Raw genomic sequence first — 25,564 nt, forward strand, 5'->3', positions numbered from 1 at the left:
CTTTGAGCACCGCGGCAGCCGTCAGGCGGATTCGTGGGTGGATCCGCCTGGCTTGCTGCCGGTGGAAAGGGAAGGCATGCCGCAAGAGGAGGTATGCCATAAAGGGAGGCATGCCACAAAGGGAGGCAGGTAAATGAGCAGAATAACAGTTCGTACAGAAAATAAAAGATTTCCAACAGCCCCCAATCTGTATGGTATTTTTTTCGAAGATATCAACAGGGCGGGAGACGGCGGGTTATATCCGGAACTTCTCAGGAACAGGAGCTTTGAGGATTCCATTGAGCCTAAGGACTGCCATACGGAGCAGGATGGCTATGCGCTCGTCAGCAGGGCCGGCTGGAGAGATGAATTTAATCATGGGGAGGGACTTTCGCGATGGATCAGGAAAAACGGTACTCCGTACACTCCTGTTCCGGCCTGGTACACAAATCACGCACAGATGTGCCTGGACAGAGACGATACGCTGAATGTCCACAGACAGGTATCCCTCGCCGTTGCTTTTGAAAAGGGCGGTGAGCTGTATAATACGGGCTTTTGCGGAATTGCCCCGAAAGAGGGGGCGCGGTATCATTTTTATATGTTTGCCAGGACGGAAACCCCGGTTAAAGTAAGTGTTTCTGTGGAGGAAGATGCACATGAATTCGGAAAGCTGGATTTCCTTCTGGAGGGTGACGGCTATGTGCGGTATGACGGCAGCTTTGCAGCGGATGGTGACGGCAGGAATGCGAGACTGGTAATCCGCTGCCCGGAAGGCGGAAAAGTAAATTTCGGCTTCTGTTCCCTGATGCCGGAGGATACCTACATGGGGCATGGACTGCGCAGGGATCTGGTGGAAAAGCTGAGAGATCTGAAGCCCCGTTTCCTCCGTTTTCCCGGCGGATGCATTGTGGAAGGTTTTTCCCCGGAAACAGCCATGCAGTTCAAGAATGTAGTGGGGCCTGTCTGGGAACGGCCCGGACATCAGCTGATGTGGCATTACCGCAGCTATAATGGGCTGGGCTTCCATGAATATCTTCAGCTGTGCGAGGATCTGGACATGGAGCCGCTGTATGTGTGCAACTGCGGCCTGACCTGCCAGGGAAGGATGCCTGAATTTTTTGAAGGGGAAGAGCTGGAGGCAATGCTTCAGGATACGCTTTATGCAATCGAATACGCCATAGGGGATAAAACCTCTGAATGGGGAAGCCTGCGGGCGCAGATGGGGCATCCGGAGCCGTTCAGACTGAATTATATTGAGATCGGCAATGAAAATTCAGGGGAGGTATATGAAGTACGCTACCGGAAATTCTATGATGCCATAAGAAAACGGTATCCCCATATCCGGCTGATAGCCAATACCCATCTGGAGGAAAAAGGCCTGCAGGCGGATATCGTGGATGAGCATTTTTACAGCACTGCGGAATTCTTTGCGGAAAATACAAATTATTATGATAATTACGACAGGAAGAACCCGAAAATTTTTCTGGGAGAGCTGGCAGTAGTCCGGGGCTGGGTAGGCCAGTTGTACGGAGCTTTGGGAGAAGCTGCCTTCCTGATCGGCATGGAACGCAACCAGGATGTGGTGGAGCTGGCTTCCTATGCGCCTCTTCTTGAAAATGTGGATTACAATGCCTGGTTTCCTAATCTTATCCGCTTCAACCAACGGGAAAGCATAGCGATCCCTACCTATTATGTCTGGAAAATGTTTGGAAACAGCCGTGGTGAAGATGTGGTGGAGGCGGATGTGGAGACAGGGACTTTATACCGGCCGGTAAAGGGAATGGCCTCCCTGATGGGACAGGCCGGACTGCGTTACAGAAATGCTTCCTGGAACGGGACGCCCGTGGGAGTTACCCATGAGCTGATGGGAAGAGTGAAGGAAGAAGAGGGGAGCAGCTGTATTCTGCCGCCGGATGAAGAACAGCGGGCAGAAGCGGAAAAGCTTTACCGGGTGGATAAGGACAGGGTTTTTGCCGTATTTGGTGAAGAGCAGGTTACCTCCGGGACTTTTGACATCGATATCTATGCGGAGGAGGGAAGGGAAATCTGTCTGGGTGTATACAGCGGCCGTATGCCGAAGGAAGTCTATATGGCGGATGAAACCCATCCCCCGAAAGAGTGGAATGCCGCCAATGTGAAGCCCTTTGTCTGGACGCTGGAAAATGGGGTAAGTACCTTCCGTGAACAGAAGTTTCCCAGTGACAGGAACCTTGACGAGGAACGTATTGCAGAGCTTCGTTACGGGGAGTTTAATCATTTCAGGTATGAGGTGGATGGAAAGCAGATGAAGCTGTATGTGAACGGGGAATGTATTCATCAGGTAAATGTGCCCGGTTTTCCCTCTTTATCTTCCGTAGTCTGTGACTCCCCCTCAGAAGTGATTATCAAGATAGTGAATATGTCGCCGGAGGAGGATGCGGTGGAAATTACCCTGGACTGCCAGGTGGAGGATGCTTATCAGGTTACCCTGCTCACAGGTGAAAAGCAGGCGGAAAACAGCTTTGAGGAACCGGAAAAGGTCCATGATGTGTTACAGAGCCACTCGGGTGCATCGTCCCATTTTTATTATACGGCGCCGGCTTATTCGGTAAATGTGCTCCGGCTTGTGAAAGTACAGGACTGCTGCACGGAACAATAAATTACGGCCGGCTGCCACAGGATCGGAGGGCGGAAAGGACGGCGAGCTATCCTCTATGTGCGTAGAGGATAGCTGTTTTTTTGTCCTGATGGTTATCTATGTAAGCGAGTGCTGCGAAAATTACCGGCACCAGCGTCAATACTTCAAGAGTATCCATATCACATTCCCTTCTCACTGCACGCCAATCATAAGCGTCCCCTTCCCTCATGGCTTCCAGCTTTTCCTAAACTGCAGCGGGGTAATATGCTCCCTTGATTTAAAAAGGTTTATAAAATGGGATGCCTGGTTGATCCCGCAGCGTTCGGCAATTTCATTTACCGGCAGATCCGTGTATTTCAAAAGCTCCTTGGCGTAGGAGAGCCGCAGTTCGATCTGGTATTCATGGGGAGAACTGCCCACATACCGGGAAAACTCCCTGATAAAGTGGTATTTACTCACATGAAGCTGCCGGGCCAGGTCATCCAGAAGCAGCGGCTCCTGAAAATGCCTGTTGATATAGCGTTCCGCCTCCCGGATGCCGGGCGGGATTAGGATATCGTCGGGGGAATGGGCACCTGCGGCGGAAGCGCTTCCTGTACCGGCGTTGCGGCGTAAGATGAACTCTGTCAGAATCGAAGTGATCAGCTGGGCAGAAAGTACCTCGGTAGTGATATCTTTTTTTGAATAAAGCTCCATGATCTGCCGGATACAGCTTTCTATCCGCGAGGGAGCCGCTCCATCCTGTTTTTCCAGGATGCCGAAGCCGTTTTTTGTAAATTCCATAAAATAGCCAAGGGCATTGCTTCCGTTAAAATGCAGCCATAAAAAGTCCCAGTGGGAGCCTTCGGGCGTAAAATATTTATGGTAATCCATGCAGTTGATAAAAAAGCTTGACCCCGGGCCCAGTTCATATTCCTGCCCCTGACAGCACAGGATGCCGCGGCCGGAAAGGGTATGCAGAATCAAAAAGGAGTTCAGGTTTTCCCGCTCGGTATAGTAAGGGTAAAAGGTATGAAAACAACCGGTTTCCTGCATATAGAAAAAGATGCTCTGGGCGGTCTGGCTGGGATTGGAAAAGAGCGACCAGGAATCTGCGCTCCAGGAGGTAAGGCACTGTTCCATTAATTTGTTTTTATTTTCTTTTCCCATAGGAAGTTCCCTTTCCGGCGTCAGTCAGTGGCAGGCCTGGTTTATGTTGAGCAATTTTCTGATATTTTGGGGCAATTTCATCCGATGCAATTTTATTCTATCCGGTTATAATGGGATTGTAAAGAGTATCATTCCAGAAAAAGGGGATAAGGAAATGGATGAATTTTATATTAGCCCGAAGGATCGGGAAGTACTGAGGGAGCTGGCGAAGAAACAGCTGGAGCTTTCCCAGGCTGAGAAGAATAAAAAGCGCATCGGAGAATGGTATGAGCACAATTCCCTGCAGGGGAAGCGGCCCATGATCCACCTGGAGCTTGGCACCTTTGCGCAGGAAATCATTCCTGAGAGGCTTAGATGCGAAGGAGAGTTCGCAAGGCAGATAGAAACGGAGCTGTACAGCAATTTTCTGAATCAGGAGCTGTTTGATGATGACAGGGTGACGCCGGATTATTTTCCGATATCTTATGATACCTGGTTTACGCTGTTTGATATACAGATTCAGGTCCGCAGGCTGAACGGCTCTGTCGGCCATGAGTTTGAGCCTGTGATAGAGGATCTGGAAGAGGATTATGGCAAACTGAAAAAATCCACCTACGGCGTTAACCTGGAAAGGACGGAAAAGAGGCGCGCCGCGCTGGAGGAGGCCTTCGGTGATATCCTTCCGGTGCGTCTGAACATGGGATGCCTTTACAGTGTTCCCACACAGATGGTCGTTCATTTTATGAAGATGGAACAGATGATGTACAATATTTACGACTATCCGGAGCTGTTTAAGGAAATGATGGACAGGATTGCGGACGATACGCTGGAATATTATCGTTTCCTGGAAGATAATAAGCTCATTCTCCCCACTGTTGCAGGAGAAGCGCTGGGGCAGGGAAGCTGGTGCTATAACCATGAACTGCCTGGCTGGGAGGAACATGGGAAACGTCCCTTTACCACGAAAGATGTGTGGGGATTTATGGATTCCCAGGAGACGGTTGGACTGTCGCCTGCCATGTATGAAGAATTTATTTTCCCCTGCTATCAGAAAATTGCAGGACAGTACGGGCTGCTTTCTTACGGCTGCTGTGAGCCGGTGGATCCGATTTGGGAGTCCTGTATCAGCAAGCTGGATAATTTGAGAAAGGTTTCCATTTCACCCTGGTGCAATGAAGAGTATATGGGAGAACGCCTGGCAGGCAGCAAAATAATTTTCCACAGGAAGCCTTCGCCTAACATTCTGGGGCTTGGCACCGTTCTGGATGAGGACGCGCTCAGGGCCGCCATGCGCAAGACGCTGAAGGCGGCGCAGGGCTGTAAGCTGGAAATTACACAGAGGGATGTTTATACCATCAATCATGATGTGGGCAAGGCAAAACGGTATGTAGATATTATTAAAGAAGAAATTGAGAATCACTGGAAGGGTTAGTGTTTGCAGGCGGCGGGAATGAATTCTCAGACACACCTCAGGAAGATGCTCTTTGCAGTCGCAATTGGAAGCGGCTGCAAAGAGCATTTTTTTGTTTTTTGGTAAGCATGCGCTGTAAAACAAAAGCCTTTCAGACAGAAGCGCTGCCGGCAGCTTCAAATATGTGTTAATGCGACATCAGCGGTGAAAAGCTGTCGTATTTCTCTATAAAGAAATCTGTGCATATTCTTTATAATGAAGGTATGGTTTACGGAAATTGTGAAGTACCGTACGGCATCTGTTTTTTGATATTTCAGGCAGCAGGGCCAGGGCGTGTATGAAAAAATATTCCTATAGTTTTAATGCTTACTTTGATATCCTGCCGGGAAGGATGCCCGGCAGGCAGAAAAAAGATTAGGGGAGGATATGCATATGCTGGAAGTACAGCACAGAAAAGGAAGAAAAATAAACAGAGTATATCAGGAGGGGAAGGCGCTGTATCTGGAACAGGAATCAGGGCTTATCCGCATCCTGCCGCAGACGGACAGGATTATCCGGGTTTCCTATACGGAAAACGGCGGTTTTGCATCGGAACAGGGGGCGCAGCTGGCCGATTTGTCCCTGGACGGCGGCAGCTTCTGGAGCTGGAAGGAAGAAGAAAAAGAAATCCGGGTGGACACCGGATATCTGCGGATGAGGATTGCCCGCGGCACCGGTTCCATTTCTTATGAAAGGGCGGACGGCAGCCTGCTGCTTGCCGAACGGGACAGGGAAAGCAAATGCGTGGAGGCGTTTGATTCCTACCGCATGGTGGTGAATGAAAATACACAGATAGAAGAGATACAGACGCCGGACGGCATCAAACGCAGGATCCGGGAGGCTGACCGCGTTTTTGATAAAAAGCTCTATCATACCAGGCTGCACCTTGATTTTGCGCCGGAGGAACATCTTTACGGACTGGGACAGGCGGAGGAGGGCGTATGGAACCTGCGCCATACCACCCAGTATCTGCACCAGGCCAATTTGAAAATCGCCGTTCCCATGCTGCTTTCAGATAAAGGCTACGGCATCCTTTTGTCCACCCAGAGCCCTGCCATATTTAACGATACACAGTACGGTACTTATCTGTATACGGAAGCGGATGAATATCTGGATTATTACTTCCTGGCAGGAGAGTGCGCGGATGAGGTGACAGGCGGCTTCCGAATGCTTACCGGGAAGGCCGCCATGCTTCCCCGCTGGGCCTTCGGCTATATCCAGTCCCAGGAAAGATATGAAAGCGCCGTAGAGCTTGTGGAAACGGCAAAACGGTTCCGGCAGGAGGAAATCCCGCTGGACGCCCTTGTCCTTGACTGGATGTCCTGGAAGGGGAACCTGTGGGGACAGAAAACCTTTGACGGGGAACGTTTCCCGGATCCGGCGGACATGATACAAAAGCTGCATGAACAGAAGGTGCATTTTATGATTTCCATCTGGCCGAATATGAGTGAACTGAGCGATAACTACCAGGAATTTTTGGAAAAAGGCCTTCTTCTGCCCGCCAGTGAAATCTACGATGCCTTTTCCGAGGAAGGCCGCCGGTTGTACTGGGAGCAGGCGGAACGGGGGCTGTTCCGACATGGAGTGGACGCCTGGTGGTGCGACTCCAGCGAGCCGGTCACACCGGAATGGGGAAGACGGTGCAAACCGGAGCCGGGAGAAATGTACCGGGAATTCGTGGAGGCTGCTGGCAACTGCATGCCCCTCCAGAAAAGCAACGCCTACGGACTGTATCACGCCCGCGCGCTCTATGAAGGGCAGCGCTCCTGCACAGAGGAAAAAAGAGTGGTTAACCTGACCAGGAACGGCTATGCCGGAAGCCAGAAATACGGAACGATTCTGTGGTCAGGCGATACGTATGCCAGTTGGGATACCCTGAAAAAGTAGATTGCGGCGGGCCTGCATTTCTGTGCCAGCGGCCTGCCTTACTGGACGCTTGATATCGGTGCTTTTTTTGTAAAAAAGGGGGAACCCTGGTTCTGGAACGGAGATTATGAAGAAGGCTGCGCGGATCCCGGATACCGGGAGCTGTATGTCAGATGGTTCCAGTACGGCGCATTCCTGCCCATATTCCGCAGCCACGGTACGGACTGCAGAAGGGAGCCCTGGAATTTCGGGAAAAAGGGCGAGCCGTTTTATGATGCAATCCTTGCGTCAATCCATCTTCGTTACCGCCTGCTGCCGTATATTTATTCGCTGGCCGGACAGGTATGGCGGGAGGACGGAACCATGATGCGCCTTCTGGCCTTTGATTTCCCGCAGGATGAGAGGGCTTTGAACATTGCGGACGAGTACATGTTCGGTCCGTCCCTGCTGGTCTGCCCGGTAACGCAGCCCATGTATTATGAGGCGGGCGGCGCAGTCCTTGATAAAACGGAAAAAAGCCGGGAAGTATACCTGCCCGCAGGTACCTCCTGGTATGATCTTCGCAACGGGAAAAAATACGAAGGCGGACAGACGATAACGGCAGCCGCTGATCTGGACAGCATTCCCGTATTCGTAAAGGCCGGTTCCATCCTGCCCCTGGCCAAGCCCGGCAGCAGCACGGCGGATATGCAGGAGGAGATTCTCCTTCAGGCCTATGCCGGAGCGGACGGAAGCTTTACCCTGTATGAAGACGCCGGGGACGGTTACGGCTACGAGAAGGGGGCATACTGCGTGACACAGATTACCTATTGTGATAAGGAACGGAAAGTGGAATGGAAGACGGAAGGAAGGACTGAGTTCAGGAGAGGTGAATTCAGGGTGGAGATTGTTGGATAAAAGTAAGTGTTCAGCAGGGGTTCCGTCACTTTTCCTTATGGGCGGCAACATTTCTTAAAAAAAGAACAGGGATCATTAAGAATCGAACAGATACATGTTCCATAAAGTTTGCTATTCTGGAACCGGATGGAATGTTAAAAGAAAGGGGAAAAAAGATGAAGCTATGGTATTCAAGTCCTGCACGGCAATGGTGTGAGGCTCTGCCGGTGGGAAACGGCAGATTGGGAGGTATGGTGTACGGAGGATGTGCTCACGAGCTAATCAAGCTGAATGAGGACAGCATTTGGAGCGGAAAAGCGCTGGACAGAATCAATCCGGATGCGTTGGAAAATCTGCAGAAAATCAGGGAAATGCTGCATGACGGGCAGATAGAGGAAGCGGAAAGACTGGCCATGTGCGCCCTTTCCGGGGTGCCGGATTCCCAGAGAGCCTATCAGCCCGCAGGGGAATTAACCCTGGATATGCCGGGCCTGGGGGAAGTGACTGATTACAGGAGAGAGCTGGATCTGGAAGAAGGGATTGCAAAGGTCGTATTTTCAGCAAACGAAACCCGGTATACCAGGGAGGTTTTCTCCTCTTATCCGGATGGCGTGCTTGCTGTCCGACTGGACGCGGAGGGCAGGGAAGGCATTTCCTTTGACTGCCGTCTTGGCAGGTGCCATAACTGGACGGACGAAATGGGAAGGGAAGGAGATACGATCTGGTTTACCTCCGGCTGCGGGGAAGGTGGGATATCCTTCTGCGTCGCAGCCCGTGTGCGCATATCGGGAGGAACTGTGGGAATCATCGGGCAGACGCTGACGGTTGAAAATGCCCGGAATGCGGAAATCTACCTTGCGGTGGAAACCTCCTTCCGGCATGAGGATTTTGTCAGGGCATGCAGGGACAGGCTGGATCGGGTGTGGGGAAAAACCTATGAAGAAATCCGAAGCGCCCATTGCCGTGATTACCGGAAGCTTTTCGGACGTCTGGAGCTGGCCTTTGCGCAGGAAGATCCCGGGCTGGAGGCATTGCCTGTGGATGAACGTCTGCAGGCAGTAAAGGAAGGCAAAGAGGATATCGGCCTGGTTTCGCTCTATTTCCAATACGGAAGATATCTGCTGATCGCTTCCAGCCGGGAAGGAAGCCTGCCGGCAAACCTGCAGGGGATCTGGAATGAAAGCCTGACGCCCCCCTGGGACAGCAAATTTACCATAAATATCAATACGGAAATGAATTACTGGATTGCGGAAAGCGGAAACCTGGCGGAATGTCATCTTCCCCTGTTTGAACTTCTGGAAAGGATAAAGGAAAACGGAAAGGACACCGCGCGCCGCATGTATGGCTGCCGGGGATCCGTAGCCCATCACAATACGGATATCTATGCGGACACCGCGCCTCAGGATTTATGTATTACCTCCACCTTCTGGGTAATGGGAGAAGCCTGGCTGGCTACACATGTATGGGAGCATTACCTGTATACCAAAGATAAAGATTTTCTGGAAAAGCATTTCGATATCCTGGAGCAGAGCGTCAGCTTCTTTTACGATTTCCTGACGGAGGGGCCGGATGGTACGCTTGTGACCTCGCCTACCATTTCCCCGGAAAATACATACCGTACAAAAGACGGAAAGGAAGGGCATCTTTGCGAAGGCGCAACCATGGATGTGGAAATTCTCCAGGAGCTGTTCCTGTGCTATATCGGGGCCTGCGGCGTGCTGGGCAAGGAAGAAGCGCGGATCAGGAAGGCCCAGGAGGTATGTTCCAGCTTCCCGAAGTTAAAAACCGGACGTTACGGCCAGCTGCTGGAATGGATGGAGGATTATGAGGAACCGGAACCGGGACATCGCCATATCTCCCATCTTTACGGCGTTTATCCGGGAACCACCCTGACCTGGCAGGAAACGCCGGAGCTGATGAGGGCGGCAAGACGTTCCCTGGATCGCAGGCTGGAAAACGGCGGCGGGCACACCGGATGGTCCCGGGCCTGGATTATCGGTTTATGGGCGCATTTCGGGGAAGGGGAAAAGGTGTACGAGAATTTGCAGGCGCTGCTGGCAAAAGGGACCTTCCCGAACCTGATGGATAATCACCCCATGGGAGACGGCTTTGTATTCCAGATTGACGGTAACCTGGGAGCTGCCGCAGCCATACTGGAAATGCTGGTGTTAAGCCAGCAGGGGCGTGTGGTTCTCCTGCCTGCGCTGCCGGAAAAGCTGAACGGCGGAAGTGTCTGCGGGATCTGCCTGAAGGGCGGCGCCAGCCTTTCCATGCGCTGGCATGAGGGCAGGGTAACCTGGCTGAAGCTGGAGGCAAAGGACGAGTTTAAGGTGCAGCTTGAGGTGAATGGGACGGAAGAATCCATAGCTTTGGCAGCGGGGGAGAGTCTGGAGAGAACGTATTGAGGAAGGAAAACGTCAGGGGAAATGTTCCGTAAGGAAGTGGATTTAACCGGACAGACCAACGCTTTGCCCTGCCCGTATGAAAGCGACTCGGAAAGACAAGAATAACCAGATTAGAGCTATATGCTGCTGTATCTTACAACAGACAAAATCAGATAAAAATTTATTTTTGTGAAAAAAAAACCGGCGCTTCCGGCAGTATGGGAAGTCCGGTTTTTTGCTGCAACAGACAGTGAAAAATCCCGGAAAACCGGGAACTTTCCAGATATCTTAAGAATTGAATAATCCATGTTAAAAGTAGAATATATACATTTCAGCCAGCATTTGGGATGATGAAATAAAATGAGAATAGTATAGCTAAATATATGTGGCTGTCAATAAAAAAACAGGAGATACGGATATGGTAAACAGCAGAAACAAGAAACATAAACGCAGGAAGGACAACAGACAAAGTACGGTGCTTCAGCATTATTTTCTGACTTATTTTACGGTTTTGTTTATACCGTTGCTGATTTGCAGCCTATATTATATCCGGATGCTTTCCCTTTTAAGTGAAGACGATAGTAAGGCAAGAGAAAGTGAACTGGAACATGCGGCGGTATTGGTGGATACCGTACTAAATGAATTTGAATACCTGGGAGATTCCCTGGCGGCCAATCTGCAGGTCAATTCCTTTAAACGGACAAAGGAAGTATTCGGTTATGCCAATACCTATAAAGTATATGAACTGAGAAAATCACTGCCAGATTTATACCTGATAAATCAGTCGGTATTTGACTATTTTATTTTTTTTGACAGAAGCGAGACGGTGATTAATAAGACAATTGCATATACCTACGAGGATTTTTACAACCTGTATCTGCATGAGAAGAAGTACGGAAGCTATGAGGAGTGGTACGAGCATATAAAAAATGATGATTGCTCATTCGGCTTGATGCCGATGGAAGAGTATCTCTATAAAAAAGAGCAGTCGATCAATATGCTTGATTATACCAGGCCGCTTATGATGCCGGATGGGGCAGGGAACGGCAGAATACATATTTATCTGGAAGAGTCAGTAATGGAAACATTAATGCCGGCCATCGCTGATAACAGCATACAATTTATTACGGATGCTTCCGGGAGGCTGCTTTATCTGCGGAATGGAAATCCGGAGAAGCCATGGACGGCGGAAGAAATGCATGATTTTTTAGGGGGGGGGGTAAAAACACCCGAAACCGGTAGCTGGCAGCAAGAGGTGCGTTTTATGGGGGAAAAGTATATGATGCTGAGCTATTCTTCCGGCAAATCCGGTCTTATCTATTCCATGCTGCTTCCCCAGAAGGTAATTAATGACAGAATGATGTCCAGTATTATGATCCTGAGCCTGTTTATATTGCTTGGGGTGACGGTAGGCCTCCTGCTCAGCTACCATATGTCGGTAAAGAGCGCGACGCCGATAAATGATATTTTAAATCAGGTATCCCAGGTCACGGAACGGTTTGAAGGACATCAGAATGTTTTTTCCAGCCTGAAAACCACCTTTAATTATCTGGTTTCCACCAATTCCAGGCTGGCGGATGCGATAGAGAGCCAGAAACCTTATATCAGAAATGCCTTTATTAACAGATTGATTTTCGGAAGCTTTATTAAAGAGGAGGAAGCTGACAAGATTGCGGAGCATATAGGATTTCCCTGCGCGGGCAGAGTATATGGAATTATTATTTTCCGGTTCCATCTGATATCGGAAAGCATCAGGGAAGAAAATCTGCAGCTGATGAGTTCCTGTGTTTTTTCCCTGCTGGAGGTGATTGAAAGGGAACTGCCCGGAAGCCTGTATACAAATTTGGGGGATGAACAGGTTGTTCTGCTTCTTAATATGCCGGAGAAGGAGAAGCTGTATTTCAGGCAAAATGCAGAACAAATGGTTCTTTCGATTAAGGAAGCCATGCCTTCCAATATTTCGGAAAAGCTGTTTGCCTATGGCGGAAATGAGGTGGATAGGCTGGATCAAATCTATGATTCTTTCCATAATGCTGCATACATGTTCAATAACGAGAGCGGACAGATAGAAAACGCGGTAATCTGGTATCGGGAGGCCGCCGGAAGCATCCCTGTTTATCCGCCTCAGGATTTGTCTGTAAAGCTGACTCATTACGTTACGGCGGGAGATGGGGACGGCCTGCATGATTTGCTTGAAGATATCATGAAGAAATATATTATTGAAAATAATCTTTCTGTGTATTTACAGCACATGCTCTTAAATGAGCTGCAGATAGTACTTTTCCGGATTTTGGGGCGCGTAGGCATGGAAGAGGAGGAATACCGGAAATATTATACGGGGCTGGAAGAAAATCACAATGCGGCATTGATCACCCAGATTACCACTACGCTGAATTTATACAAACAGGTATGTGATTATGTGGGCAGGCAGAAACAGCTTCAGGATTCCGAGGTAGTGGCGTCGGCAATTGTTTCCTATATAGATACGAATTACGGAGACTGTTGTCTGTCGCTGACAAGCGTGGCGGATCAGTTTGGCATCAGCGAGCCTTATCTGTCCAGCATTTTCAAACAGACGCAGGGAATTAATTTCTCCACCTATGTTGAGGTAATCAGAATCGACAAGGCAAAGGATTTCCTGAAAACAACCGCATTGTCCGTTGGGGATATTGCGCAGTTGGTAGGGTATGGTTCAGTAAATTCTTTCTGCCGTGCGTTTAAAAGGGTGACCGGCTTAAGTGCCTCCGAATACCGGAAGAAATAGCCGGAAACCCGCATAAAACGGGCAGTCTTAAGAATTGTATAAAAGAGAAAAAGGATTGTATATGGACTTTTCAACGGATATAAAACATAATTGGGCCAACGAAAGGCAAAGGAGGATGTACGTTGAAAAGCTTGGGGAAAAAGAAAAGAACAGGAAGGGGAAGCTTCGGACATTATTTTAAGGCCCACTGGCAATTGTATCTGATGATATCCCTTCCGGTAATTTTACTGTTGGTATTTGCTTATGCGCCGATGTATGGCGTGCTGCTGGCGTTTAAGAACTATCAGGTCAGTCTGGGTATCTGGGGCAGCCCGTGGGCAGAGAATCATGGCCTGAACAATTTTATCCGTTTTTTTAATAACTATAATTTTAAAGAGTGCTTGAGAAATACCTTGGTTATTTCGCTTTATTCTATGGTAGTGACCATGCCGTGTTCCATTCTGCTGGCATTGTCTCTGAATTATGCGAAGAATATTTTTTTCAGGAAAACCGTTCAGATGATTACTTATTGTCCCTATTTTATTTCCACGATCGTGTTCGTGGGGATTATTAACCTGATGCTGGATACCAGGGTTGGGATTTTGGGGAAATTTATTAAAGATACCTTCGGTGTCAGTGTCCTGGGAAGCGCGAATCTGTTTCCGTCTTTGTACGTATGGACCGGCGTATGGCAGGGAGTAGGCTTCGGTGCCATCATTTATATTGCGGCTTTGGCAGGCGTGGATATGGAACAGCATGAGGCGGCAATTATTGACGGGGCGACCCTGCTGCAGCGGATTCGCTATGTGGATCTGCCGGCTATCCTGCCTACCGCGGTTATTATGATGATTCTGAATATGGGAAGCATCCTGAATATTGGCTATGAAAAGGTGCTTGCCATGCAGAATCAGAACAATCTGAGTATGTCGGAAGTCATTACCACTTATTCTTATAAGGTATCGTTGGTTTCCACCTTTCCGGATTATCCGTATTCCACGGCAATCGGTTTATTCCAGTCCGTAGTGGGGCTGGTCCTGATTCTGATAACAAATAAGATTGCGGATAAGCTGACCGGAAACGGGTTTATTTAAGGAAGGTGGGAGCTATGAAAAAGAAAAAAATCACACAGGATAAGGTAGTTTATTTTATTAACTATGTATTGCTTGCCTTGCTTCTTGTTATTGTCCTATATCCGATTATTTATATTATCAGCTGTTCCTTCAGTTCAGGAAGCGCGCTGATGGCGGGCAGGGTCAGATTGCTGCCGGTTGAATTTACCTTTGACAGTTATAAAGCGGTATTTAAATATCAGTCCATTTGGTCCGGTTATAAAAATTCTGTCATATATACCATTGTCGGAACGCTGATTAGCATTGTTTTTACTTTGTTTGCGGCATATCCTTTGTCCAGGGATGACTTCCGGGGGCAAAAATTGTTTACAGGACTTTTCTTGTTTACGATGATGTTTTCCGGCGGTCTGATTCCGACTTATCTTTTGGTAAGGAATCTGAAACTGATTGATACTATGTGGGCCATTGTTCTCCCTGGAGCGGTAAGCGCCTATAACATGATTGTGGCTCGGACGTTTTTTAAGCAGACCATTCCAAAGGAACTCATGGAAGCGGCGGAGATGGACGGCTGTTCAGATTTTAAATTTTTTTCCAGGATAGTGATTCCGCTTTCCACGCCGATTGTGGCAGTATTGTGCCTTTGGGTTGCGGTATCCCTGTGGAATTCCTACTTTAATCCGATGATTTATATCAATTCGGAAGATAAATATCCTCTTCAGCTGGTGCTGCGCAGGATATTGCTGATGTCTCAGGTGAATCTGAACAGTTCGTCTGTAGATCCTCAGGTAATAGCGAAAAACCAGTATCTGAGCGAAATGTTAAAATATGGAACCATTATTATAAGTACATTGCCGTTAATGGTTATCTACCCTTTTGTCCAGAAATATTTTGTCAAGGGCGTGATGATCGGCTCTGTCAAAGGCTAGCATAAACTGGGAAAACCCATTTATAGAAAAAGAAACAAGGAGGAAACACATGAGAAAGAAAGGATTGATTGGAAAGAAGCTGCTGTCGGTCATTACAGTACTGGCGGTATGTGGTTCTGTTCTGGGAGGCTGCGGCAGTTCTGCCGATACTGCTGCTTCGGGAACAGCTCCGGCAGATTCTGCCGCAGCAGAAACAGGGGAGGCAGGAGCATTTGATTTTGCATCCGTAAGTGATGTGAAATTTCCTCTGAAAGAAAAACTGAATATGACGGTATTCGTGTATGCAACAACTACCGGAGGCGGTACCTATCAGGATAATTATGTAACTGACTGGATTGAGGAAAAAACGAATATTCATCTTGACTTCGTATATGATGTGGACGGAGATGATGCGAAAACCAAGCTGAATCTGGTTATGACGGATCCGGCAAGCATGCCCGATATTTTCCTTGCGACCAACTGGACGAAATCAGAGGTACAGTCTTATGGCCAGCAGGGGCTGCTGCTTCCTTTAAATGATTACTTGAAAGATGCTCCGAACTGGAATAAAATGAATGAAGAAAGTCCGATGAGAAAAGCGGATCTTGTTATGTCTGACGGTAATATTTATACCTATGGAGATCAGAATGAATGCTATCACTGCAGGTATCAGAACAGAATGTACATTTACAAGCCTTGGGTAGACGCGCTGAATGGAGGAAAAATCCCTGAAACAACGGACGAGTTGTATGATTTCCTTGTGAAGGTCAAGAATGAAGATCCCAATGGCAATGGGATTGCGGATGAAATTCCCATGACCGGATTTATCGGCGGATGGGCTACCGATCCTACGGTATGGATGATTAATTCCTTTATCCAGTGCAATAATCCTTTGAGCAATACCAATCCTACGGTTGGCGCGGGACTTGTTGTGAAAGACGGAAAAATTGAGTATTCCGTAATGAAGGAGGAATACCGCGAAGCGCTTCGTTTTATGAGTAAGCTTTATAAAGAGGGGCTTCTGGATAACCAGACCTTTACACAGGATAATACGCAGTTCTCCGCGGCCCTGAAAAATGAAGATGCGCATCTGGTGGCCATGTATCCGGCCGGAGCACCTCAGAATGACGAATTCTGGGCGAATAAAGACGGCGAATGGCAGGATTGGGAAGTGATTGAACCTGTGGCAGGACCTGAAGGAATAAGGCTGACCGCTAAAGGGCTTGATAACTATTTTGGTTCTAGTATCGGAAGTATTTCCGCCAATTGTAAGTATCCTGAAATTGCCGTAGCGCTGTTTGACTTCATGGCAACAGAAGAAGGTACAAACGTTCAGGCATTCGGTCCGGAAGGACTTGGCTGGGATTGGACGACGGAAGGAACTTCTCTTGCAGGCGGTACCCCTACCTACCAGAAATATGTAATTCCTGAGGATTATGACTGGCTTGGAAACGGCTGGGAAAAGGAATACCCTGACAAGCACAGAACCTGGGTCTCCGATGCCAATGTCAGATGCAGTTCCGCAAGATTCCGTGGTGAAATGAAGATTGAGGATCCTGCTCATGATACGGAGTATTATCTGCAGGCAGCCGCTGAGAAATATTCAAAGTATGATCCCGGGGATGATACAATTGTTCCCAATCTGGTATTCGAAGGACAGGATGCGCAGACAATTTCCGAAGGTACCCTGACCATCGGCGGATATGTGAACCAGGCTACGGTACAGTTTGTAACAGGGGATCTGGATGTGGATAAGGATTGGGACACTTATCTTCAGAAACTGGACAGCATGGGAGTACAGAATTATATCGATACCTATCAGAAGTATTATGATGCATACACAGCGAATGCAAAATAACAGAATACTGCTGCTGTTCGGCAGGAAATAAAGTATCCCGGCAGAAATTTAATATTTCTGCCGGGATGTTTCTTAATTGGAGGAGGTATGGATTTATGGAAGCACAGTTTCACTTAAGGCATGAGGAGCCGGCGATGCGCTGGAAGGATGCCCTCCCTATGGGCAATGGGTTCTTAGGAGCCATGGTTTATGGGCATACCGCAAAGGAAAGGATTCAGCTGAATGAGGATTCTCTCTGGTATGGGAAACCGGAGAACAGAATTAATCCGAAAGCGGCCGGAAAGCTGAGGGAAATACAGGAGAAGGTGCTGGACCGCAGATTTGATGAGGCGGAAGAGCTTATGTATTCTTATATGGTATCCTCTCCTCCTAATATGAGGAATTATTCCACGCTTGGAGAACTGGATCTGGCGCTGAATCAGCAGTCTGCTTTTCCCATGGGTTGGTTCCCGGAATCGGAGGGGGAGGATTACGAATCGGATCTGGATCTGGAAAATGGGATCCTGCGGATTGTACATATAGAGGATGGGGTACGTTATGAAAGGGAAATGTTTGTCAGCTTTCCGGATAAGGTGATGGTTATACGGCTGAAAAGCAGCAGGCCGGGGGCAATCCGGCTGGACGTCATGCTGAACAGATATCCCTTTACGGATGCAAAAGCGCCGGATGACAGACGTCCCGGAAAATATGTGAGTGCCGGAGTCTGGCCGGCTACGCGGTGTGACCGTCTGTATACGTTGGATGGAAACCGGATAATCATGGAAGGGCACGAAGCGGAAACCCGATTTGCGGTAGGGGTGTCGGCAGCAACGGACGGCAGAATTGAGGACTGCTATTCCAGGCTGATTATCCGCGAAGCGCAGGAGGTGGTTCTCCTTGTTACGGCGGCTACGGACAACCGGGAGAAGGATTGCCCTGCTGCAGTAAAGAAAGGACTGGATCATGCGGCTGCTATCAGCTATGAGGAGCTTAAACGCAGGCATATCCTGGATTTTTCGCCCTTTATGAGATGCTGCAGCCTGGCCGTTGCGGAGGATGCTGCGGCCTCATGGTATTTCCAGTTTGCCAGATATCTGATGGTTTCAGGAAGCAGGGAAGGCTCTTCTGCAATGAACCTGCAGGGAATATGGAACTCGGAATTTGATCCCAGCTGGGACAGCAAGTATACGGTGAATATTAATTTACAGATGAATTACTGGCCCGCCGAAATCTGCAATCTTTCATCGCTGCACAGTCCACTGTTTGAATTGCTCCATAAAATGGAGGAAAGCGGTGAAAAATGTGCCCGGGAAATGTATGGCTGCCGGGGGATGATGTGCCATCATAACACGGATTTTTACGGGGACTGTGCGCCTCAGGATGTTTATCCGGCGGCCACGATCTGGCAGTGCGGCGGCGCCTGGCTGGGGCTGCATATATGGGAGCATTACAGGTATACCCTGGATGAAAAATTCCTCCGGCAGGAATATCCTGTTTTGGAGAAGCTGGCTTTGTTTTTTGTGGATTTTTTGATAGAAGACAAAGAAGGTTTCCTTGTAACCTGCCCGTCGGTTTCACCGGAGAACCGGTTTATTACGGAAAATGGCTATGATACGCCTATCTGCGCCGGACCGGCCATAGACAGCCAGATCATCCGCGCTTTAATGATTGCGTGCCTGGAAGCCGGGAAGGTGCTGGGAATTCATAATGACAAGGAAAAAGAATTTGAAAAGGTTCTGAATCGTTTAAGGCCAAATCAAATCGACAGCATGGGACGCCTTATGGAATGGGCCGCACAGGAAAAGGAACTGACTCCTGATATGGTACATACCTCCCATCTTTGGGCCGTGTATCCCGGAGATGAAATCGCGTGGAATAAAGACAGAGACTTGTTTGACGCAGCCAAAAAAGCGCTGTATTCCAGAATTGAGCATGGCGCAAGATCATTTGGATGGCCAGGGGCCTGGCATATCGCTTTCTTTGCCAGATTCCTGGACGGTGGAAACGCAGGCAGGATTATTTCCATGATGCTGGAACACGGATTAAGCAGAAGCCTTTTGAATGCGGAAAATGTCTTTCAGATTGACGGAAATATGGGATTGCTGGCAGGCATGGCGGAATGCCTTCTTCAAAGCCATGCGGCGGTCCATTTCCTTCCGGCGCTGCCGCCTTCCTGGAAGAACGGATGGGTGAAGGGACTTCGGGCCAGAGGCGGGATTGAGACGGATATTTATTGGCAGGACGGCATGCTGACCGCTGCCTGGGTCAAAAGCGACAGCAGCCGGATGGTTGAATTTACGGGAAATTATCCGTTCCTGATCCGGCAGGGGGACAGAAATATAGAGTATGAGGAATGTATAGAAGGCTATCGGATTTATATGGAGGAAGGGAAGCAGTATGAGCTTCTTTTCGGAAAGACGGAGGAGTAAAAGGAAATGAGCAGCAGAGCAGGTAACAGGATACAGCGCCTGGAAAACAATGACTGGAAATTTATGCATGGGGACTTCCCGGAGGCGGAGACGCCGGATTTTGACGATTCCCAATGGTATGATATCGGGCTTCCGCATTCTTTCGGCATTCCTTATTTTATGACAAATGAGTTTTATGTAGGCTATGGCTGCTACAGGAAAAAACTGTATGTGGAAAAGGAATGGCTTGGAAAACGGATTTCCCTGGAATTTCAGGGGAGCTTTCAGGATACGCAGGTGTATGTAAACGGCTGCCTGGCAGGAAGCCACAAAGGGGGATATACGGCTTTTATCGTAGATATTACTTCCTGTGTCCATGAAGGGGAGAACCAGTTATTTATAAGGGTCAATAATCTTTGGAATCCCAGGCTTGCGCCAAGGGCAGGGGAACATGTATTCAACGGAGGCATTTACCGGGATGTGAGCTTAATTGTCACGCAGCCGCTCCATATAGCATGGTATGGAACCCGTGTGACAACGCCGGAGGTTTCAAAGGAGACAGCGAAGATAGTAATGGATACTGAGATTTGCAATGAGGCAGAAAATGCCGCGCAATGCCGTCTGGTATCAAGGATTTTCCGGGAGGGAGAGGAAATCGGGAGAGTATGTTCTGCGTTGAACGTATCTTCTGGTGATACGGAAATAGTTTCGCAGGAATATACGCTTTGCCGGCCTGAACTGTGGCATCCGGATCATCCCAATCTCTATGTCCTTAAAAGTGAGATATGGGAAGGGGAAAGGCTGACAGACAGCTGCGAAACTGAATTTGGTATCCGGTGGTTTTCTTTTTCAGCGGACACCGGATTTTCATTAAACGGGGAGCATTATGAGATACACGGGGCAAATGTACATCAGGATCATGCGGGCTGGTCTGATGCGGTGACCCATACGGGAATACAGAGGGACATCGCCATGATAAAAGGCTGTGGCATGAATTTTATCAGAGGCTCTCATTATCCGCACCATACTTATTTCGCGCAGGAATGCGACAGGCAGGGGATCCTTTTCTGGTCTGAGAATTGCTTCTGGGGGACCGGAGGCCCGAAGGAGGAAGGCTATTGGACCGCCAGCGGCTATCCGGTAAAGGAAGAGGATGAGGAGGAATTTGAACAGAGCTGCCTTCAGACATTAGAAGAAATGATTCGGACAAACCGGAACCATCCCAGCATCATTGTATGGAGTATGTGCAATGAACCGTTCTTTTCCGATATTGAGGTGATGGAAAAAGCCAAAGCGCTGGTGGTCAGGCTTGCAGAGCTTTCCCACAGGCTGGATCCCACGCGTCCAGCCGCAGTCGGCGGAGCACAGAGGGGAGGCTTCGACAGCCTGGGAGATATTGCAGGCTACAACGGAGACGGGGCATCCATTTTTATTGATCCGGGATTCCCCAATTTCGTATCGGAATATGGAAGCACGGTTTCTGATCGGCCGGGAGAATTTATGCACAGATATCAGGACGGGGTGGAGAAAAACTATCCCTGGCGCTCCGGGAAAGCCTTATGGTGCGGGTTCCATCACGGAAGTATTTTATTTGATATGGGGCATATGGGAATGATAGATTATTACCGTCTGCCGCTGAACACCTGGTATTGGTACCGGGAAAATCTGCTTGGCATACAGCGGCCTGCGCTCCTGCAGGAGGGGATCCCTTTCCGGATCCATCTGGCTGCGGATCGGACGGAAATAAGCAGCGATGGGACGCAGGATGCTCATATCATTGTCTCCGTCATGGATGAACAGGGAAACAGAATCACCAATTCCCCGGAGGTGGTGCTTGAGGTGGTAAGCGGGGAAGGGATGTTCCCCACCGGCAAAACCTTTGTTTTTTCTCCGGAAAGGAATAACTTCATTGAAGGGCTGGGAGCCATTGAGCTGCGTTCCTATTATGGAGGAGATACCATAATACAGGCGCGAAGCGGCGGGCTGCTCGGCGACAGGCTCTGTATCCATGTAACGGGCAGTGTAAAACCAGAGAACCGGCAATTGAAGGAATTGCAGCCTCCGCCGTATTTGCAGGGAGCGCCGGAAAGGAAGCAGCTAAGTAATATCAGCCTTAACAGGCCGGTCTTTTGCAGCAGCGCCCACAAAGAGCATCCGGGAAAAAATGTCACGGATGGTAGTTTCAATACCTTCTGGTATCCGGCGGAGGAAGAAACGGGCGGCTGGATCCTGGTTGATTTGGAAGGCACGAAGGAGGTTAAAAGTATTACCCTGGAATTCAACGCTGTTATGAACGGAGTATATGAACTGGCGCTTTCTGATGACAGAAAAGAATTCAGGCAGATATACCTGGCACGGGAAGGGGATGCCAATTCCTTCTTGACAGTGCATCTTTCCTCCGAAAGGGCCAGATTTGTCAGGGTGCGTTTTCCGGGAGAGGCTGTGGGGATTGTTAAAATTGAGGTTATGGCGTAAGATAGGGCGGTGTGCTGGCTGAAGGATGCAATATAAGATACTGCTGTAAGAATTTTTTCAAAAAAACTATATTCTGCTTAAAGGATTCACCTGGTAAAATCAAAACAGGTGAATCCTTTAGATCGGACCATGTTTTTCCAGAACTTAAGAAGCATTGTTTTGGGGGAAATGAACTTTACAAAATATATAAAATAAGATATGTTTATTTATGTCAGCAGAGCGCAATGCTTTTTATCTGCTGAGACTTCAGATAATGACAGAGCAGGGGGGACACCGGGGAGAAGTTATGGGGATTTTTTCACGAAGTATTAAAGAGTTTCGTCTAAACAGTATATTTGTGAGAATTTTTATTTATATTATGGCGCTGGTTCTTATATCAATAGGACTGGTATCTTTTTTTTCTTACCGCAAATCTTCTGCAATGATGATTAGTGAGGTTCAGAACAGCAATATGCTTATTTTAAAGCAGGCGCAGAAAGGGATTGATCAGAAAATTAACTCATTGCAGGCCAATCTTATGCAGGCTGCATTGAACCGCAGCCTGAATGAGGTATTATACCTGTCGAATCAAAGCAATTATGATAAATACGAATTAATTCAGGATTCCATGTCTTATTTAAGCGCTCTTAAATCAAATAATAATTACATATCTGATATATGGCTGTATGCAAAAAAAACTGATTTTGTATTAGGTACAGAAAGTAAATATGAACGTTCCCTTTTTTTCTCAGATGTATGCAAATATACAGATGATATTGATTGGGATCAGGTATTTGGAAGCAGCGGTTTTAATTATATTGGTAAGAAAAATATTTATCGGGGGACCTATCAGGTTCCGGTGGTGGTTTTTTCAGAATCCCTGCCGTTTATCGATAAATCTCCCAAGGGAATGCTTATCGTTAATGTAAGCGATTCCCTGTTTGAAAAAGAATTATCCAATTATAATAAGGAAAAAATTATTTTCCATTATATTGTTGATAAGGAAGGGAATATCGTTTATACGAACGAACAGTATTATGATGAGTTTAACGACCTGGATTTAATACGATCAGCTGTCCATTCGCAGTTAACCGGGATGACTCAAAAGCAGGATACGGTAGAACTGATGGCAGGCGGAAAACCCTTTACCATTCAGTATATACAATCACAAAACCTGCAATGGAAATACATTTCAGTGATTCCCACGGAATACATTAAGGAAAGTGTTAACCAAATCAGGAATGTTACGCTGCTAGTGGTATCGATAAGCATAATTTTATCTATTATATTAACAATATATATTGTAAATGGACTATACCGGCCCATGAATAAAATATTGAGTTACATTAATATAATCGGTGATAGAAAAACAATCGAAAATAAAAAGAAAAACAGAAACGAATTTGCCTTAATCAATGGAATAATTGATTATGTTTATAAAGAAAACCAGACGCTGCAGGATAATTATGAAAAAAGCAGGCCAATGCTTCAGGATAAATTTATATATGATATTATCAATGGGCAGATAGACAGCGATTCTGAAAAATTAGGTTTGGAAATAGGGATTGAGCTGCCATTTCCTTTTTATCAGGTAATTGTATATGTAATTGACGGGGAAATTCCGGGCAGCTTAAAAAAATATAAAATTTCCCACGAAGAAGATGTCGTAAAAATGAGGGAAATTGCTGAACTGACTTTGGGAGAACAATGTAAATGTTATTTTCTGGCAAAGGATGAACAAACAATTGTTTCTGTACTAAATGCACCTGAATCCTTTTATGAATTAAGTGGTATGAATGAGTATTTGGCAAAGGTACAGGAGTATTTTATGAATAAAGGCGATTTGCCCTATGTCATCGGGGTGGGAAACAGCTACAAGGGTATCAGAAATTGCTATCGTTCCTTTATTGATGCGCTTGAAACAATAAAATATCAAATCGTAAAGGGGCAAAATTCTGTTATTTACATTGACGAGGTGAAAAATACAAATGGCGCGGTCATTTCATATCCGCTGGAAAAAGAAACACAGCTAATCATGATTACAAAATCCGGCAACAGTGAAAACGTAGTTAAAATGCTGGAAGATATATTTTATGAGAACTTTTCAGAGGATGTGTTGTCTCCTGAAATGATCGATAATTTGTTCCATGCATTAGCCGGAACAGCGGTAAGAACAATATTTGAGATGAGGCTGACAAATGAACAGATTTTTACTGATAAGCAAGATATCTATAAGGAGCTTGATCAGAGAAAAAGCATAAGCGAAAAGAAGCAGTATGTAATATGGATATTCAAGACGATTGCATTATTTGCAGCAGACAATAAACGAGGTCAGCAAAATTATGTTTTGGAAAAAATAGACCGTTACCTTGAAGAAAATTACAACAAGGAAATTTCGCTTGATACTGTTGCGGCGGTAGTTAACTTATCTGCTTCTTATTTGAGTTTTGTATTTAAAGAGAATTCCGGTTTGAATTTTGTCGATTATGTGAATCAGTTCCGATTACGAAAGGCCAAGGAGCTGCTGGAAAACACTTCATATAATATATCACAGATCGCTGAATTGGTTGGGTATAGCAGCGCAAACAGTTTCAGTAAGGTTTTCAAAAAATATAATGGCATATCTCCGGCGCAGTATAGAAAAATTTAATATCAGAAAGAGTATGGAAGACCCTTTTCTCATGAGCAGAGAAAAGGGTCTTTTGCATTATTTGAAGTCTTTTTATTTTGTGCGGCATGAAATCAAAAGAATTGCCATGTGATATCTATAATTTGTCCATAAATACTAAAAATCGGAAGATTTACACATTTAATCTCTGATGTTAAGCTAGGCATACGCAACAAAACAGTTGTAGAAGGCCCATGCAAAATAGAGAGAGAGGTGCAATGAATGTTTTGCAACAATAAGAAAAAGAAGATGCTTCATTTTCAGAAAAAACAGAATATGCGAAACAATATTAAAAAGAACATCCCATTTTACGTTATGTTTATCCCCGTGTTAATTTATTTTGTGATTTTCCGGTATGTGCCGTTATTATTGTCTCTTATTATTTCATTGGAGAAATATCAGCCGGCGAAAGGGATTTTCAGCAGCAAATGGGTTGGGATTGAGTACTATAAGCAGTTTATTAATTCCGTTTTTTTCTGGAGATTAATCAGAAATACACTGGGAATTAATTTTTTACAACTGACAGTAGGATTTGTTGCTCCCATTATATTGGCGCTTTTACTTAATGAAGTAGGACGGATGCGTTATAAGAAGCTTGTCCAGACAGTTACATATCTGCCCAATTTTATTTCCAGTGTTGTTGTAGTGGGAATGGTAGTTACTTTTCTGTCTCCCAGTACAGGGCTTGTGAACAATATATTGGCTCATTTGGGAATGGAACGGATAAATTTTTTAACAGAGCCCTCTTATTTCTGGGGAATATATACAGTTATGACAATATGGCAGACTGCCGGATACAGCGCGATTATTTATCTGGCTTCGTTAACCGGGATAAGTTCGGAATTATATGAAGCGGCCAGAATTGATGGAGCAGGAAGGTGGGCGCAGCTGTTTAACATTACATTACCTGGATTGACTCCTACAATCGTATTGCTGTTCTTAATGAAGATAGGAAGGGTTCTGGATGTTGGATATGAAACGATTGTTCTTATGTATAATCCCAGTATTTATTCTACGGCAGATGTTATTGGTACTTATGTCTATAGAAGGGGAATCCTGAACGGAGAATATAGTTTTGCTTCTGCGGTAGGTTTTTTCCAATCAGTCATTGGGTTAATGCTTGTATTATTTGCCAATAAAATAGCTAAAAAAACATCTGAAACAAGTCTTTGGTGATGG

General features: G+C 46.9%; 14 protein-coding genes and 1 pseudogene. 13 read left to right on the forward strand and 2 right to left on the reverse strand.

Annotated elements, in window-relative coordinates; all coding sequences use genetic code 11:
* Positions 1–133: 133 nt before the first annotated feature.
* Positions 134–2,617 (forward strand): alpha-L-arabinofuranosidase family protein, encoded by a 2,484-nt coding sequence (locus tag DXC51_RS08285; protein WP_025489345.1) that lies wholly within the window; start codon positions 134–136, stop codon positions 2,615–2,617.
* Positions 2,618–2,663: 46 nt separating this feature from the next.
* Here DXC51_RS08285 and DXC51_RS29480 read toward each other — a convergent pair whose 3' ends face one another.
* Positions 2,664–2,825, reverse strand: a complete 162-nt coding sequence (locus DXC51_RS29480; RefSeq protein ID WP_181970062.1) for a hypothetical protein — start codon at positions 2,823–2,825, stop codon at positions 2,664–2,666.
* Positions 2,822–3,745, reverse strand: a complete 924-nt coding sequence (locus tag DXC51_RS08290) for an AraC family transcriptional regulator (RefSeq protein WP_025489346.1) — start codon at positions 3,743–3,745, stop codon at positions 2,822–2,824. The genes DXC51_RS29480 and DXC51_RS08290 overlap by 4 nt, the downstream gene beginning before the upstream one ends.
* 154 nt (positions 3,746–3,899) lie before the next feature.
* On the opposite strand from DXC51_RS08290, the gene DXC51_RS08295 reads away from it, so the two are divergent.
* From DXC51_RS08295 to DXC51_RS29785, 12 genes and pseudogenes are all read left to right on the forward strand, one after another.
* Positions 3,900–5,156 carry a uroporphyrinogen decarboxylase/cobalamine-independent methonine synthase family protein gene (locus DXC51_RS08295; protein WP_025489347.1) on the forward strand — a complete coding sequence of 419 codons (1,257 nt, stop codon included), beginning with the start codon at positions 3,900–3,902 and terminating at the stop codon, positions 5,154–5,156.
* 411 nt (positions 5,157–5,567) lie between these two features.
* Positions 5,568–7,361: pseudogene (locus DXC51_RS08300) on the forward strand (TIM-barrel domain-containing protein); the annotation flags it as partial.
* 42 nt (positions 7,362–7,403) lie between these two features.
* Positions 7,404–7,937, forward strand: coding sequence for a DUF5110 domain-containing protein (locus DXC51_RS30395; RefSeq protein WP_330413820.1), 534 nt, complete (start codon positions 7,404–7,406; stop codon positions 7,935–7,937).
* Positions 7,938–8,092: 155 nt separating this feature from the next.
* Positions 8,093–10,321, forward strand: a complete 2,229-nt coding sequence (locus tag DXC51_RS08310) for a glycoside hydrolase family 95 protein (protein WP_162162468.1) — start codon at positions 8,093–8,095, stop codon at positions 10,319–10,321.
* Between the two features lie 397 nt (positions 10,322–10,718).
* Positions 10,719–13,064, forward strand: coding sequence for a helix-turn-helix transcriptional regulator (locus DXC51_RS08315; protein ID WP_025489350.1), 2,346 nt, complete (start codon positions 10,719–10,721; stop codon positions 13,062–13,064).
* Positions 13,065–13,186: 122 nt separating this feature from the next.
* Positions 13,187–14,134, forward strand: a complete 948-nt coding sequence (locus DXC51_RS08320; RefSeq protein ID WP_025489351.1) for an ABC transporter permease — start codon at positions 13,187–13,189, stop codon at positions 14,132–14,134.
* 14 nt (positions 14,135–14,148) lie between these two features.
* A complete protein-coding gene (locus tag DXC51_RS08325) occupies positions 14,149–15,039 on the forward strand; it encodes a carbohydrate ABC transporter permease (protein WP_021638544.1) in 891 nt (296 codons plus the stop codon).
* Positions 15,040–15,088: 49 nt separating this feature from the next.
* Positions 15,089–16,876, forward strand: coding sequence for a type 2 periplasmic-binding domain-containing protein (locus DXC51_RS08330; protein ID WP_021638545.1), 1,788 nt, complete (start codon positions 15,089–15,091; stop codon positions 16,874–16,876).
* A 95-nt stretch (positions 16,877–16,971) separates the two neighbouring features.
* Positions 16,972–19,284, forward strand: coding sequence for a glycoside hydrolase family 95 protein (locus DXC51_RS08335; RefSeq protein WP_025489352.1), 2,313 nt, complete (start codon positions 16,972–16,974; stop codon positions 19,282–19,284).
* Between the two features lie 6 nt (positions 19,285–19,290).
* Positions 19,291–21,738: a glycoside hydrolase family 2 protein gene (locus DXC51_RS08340; RefSeq protein ID WP_025489353.1), complete on the forward strand. Its 2,448-nt coding sequence runs from the start codon at positions 19,291–19,293 to the stop codon at positions 21,736–21,738.
* Between the two features lie 286 nt (positions 21,739–22,024).
* The gene (locus DXC51_RS08345; protein ID WP_162162469.1) at positions 22,025–24,367 is read left to right on the forward strand and encodes a helix-turn-helix domain-containing protein; all 2,343 of its coding nucleotides are present in this window, start codon (positions 22,025–22,027) and stop codon (positions 24,365–24,367) included.
* Positions 24,368–24,700: 333 nt separating this feature from the next.
* The gene (locus DXC51_RS29785) at positions 24,701–25,561 is read left to right on the forward strand and encodes an ABC transporter permease (RefSeq protein WP_278336614.1); all 861 of its coding nucleotides are present in this window, start codon (positions 24,701–24,703) and stop codon (positions 25,559–25,561) included.
* Positions 25,562–25,564: the final 3 nt, after the last annotated feature.

It is taken from the genome of Eisenbergiella massiliensis, assembly GCF_003435485.1.